This is a genomic window from Mesorhizobium sp. M7A.F.Ca.CA.002.15.2.1, from assembly GCF_003998715.1.
Taxonomy (GTDB): domain Bacteria; phylum Pseudomonadota; class Alphaproteobacteria; order Rhizobiales; family Rhizobiaceae; genus Mesorhizobium; species Mesorhizobium ciceri.
Window position 1 is genome coordinate 1 of record NZ_RZPI01001146.1, and the last position, 825, is coordinate 825.

General features: G+C 65.0%; 1 protein-coding gene and 1 pseudogene. Both read left to right on the forward strand.

Features of this window, described 5'->3' with window-relative positions; translation table 11 throughout:
• Positions 1-312 (forward strand): annotated as a pseudogene (locus tag ENZ74_RS33260) (potassium/proton antiporter); the annotation flags it as partial.
• A 145-nt stretch (positions 313-457) separates the two neighbouring features.
• Positions 458-825: phosphoglycerate kinase (pgk, locus tag ENZ74_RS33265; protein WP_127313359.1), on the forward strand; the 368-nt coding region annotated here is incomplete at its 3' end.

Below are 825 nucleotides of genomic sequence, written 5' to 3' on the forward strand. Positions count from 1 at the left end.
GTTGGAGCGCTGGTCACGGCGCGGCTCGGCGGCCATGCCGAATATGCCGACCGCGTCCTGCTCGGCCCGATAGAACTGATCGTCCGCGACGTCGACGACAAGGGGAAGATCATAGGCCTCGGCCTGTCGTTCGAGCCGACCGCGCCGGTGGCGCGGGTGCCGGTCTTCCTCAGCGCCGGAGAAATCGGCGACCGTCTTTCCGCCTTCATCCGCAATTGGCGCAAGCCGACCGAGGCGCAGGCGGACGAGGCGCGGGCGGACGAGAAACCGGCCCCAGAGCCAGCGCCGGAAAAGGCAGCAACCGAAAGCTGACAAACCCGCTATTGAGCGGAGCCATTCATCCGCCCGCCAGTGCAAGATCGTGCCCACTTCAAAATTTCGGTTCGAGCGCGCCCTAAGCCTTGCATCGTCGCCGATGCGGGGTATGGTCCCCCGGTTTTTCGCGAAAGGAACCCGCATGGCCGCCTTCAAGACACTCGACGATATCGGCAACATCAGCGGCAAGCGCGTGCTGGTGCGCGTCGACCTCAACGTGCCTGTCACTGAGGGCAAAGTCACCGACGCCACCCGCATCGAACGCATCGCACCGACCATCGCCGAGCTATCGGCCAAGGGCGCCAAGGTCATCCTGCTCGCCCATTTCGGCCGACCCAAGGATGGGCCTTCGCCCGAATTCTCGCTGGAGCCGATCGCCAAAGCCACGGCAGAAGTGCTCGGCCGCCCCGTCGGTTTCGCCTCGGATTGCGTCGGCGACACGGCCGGAAGCGCTGTCGCCGCCATGAACAAGGGCGACGTGCTGCTGCTCGAAAACACTCGCTTCTACAA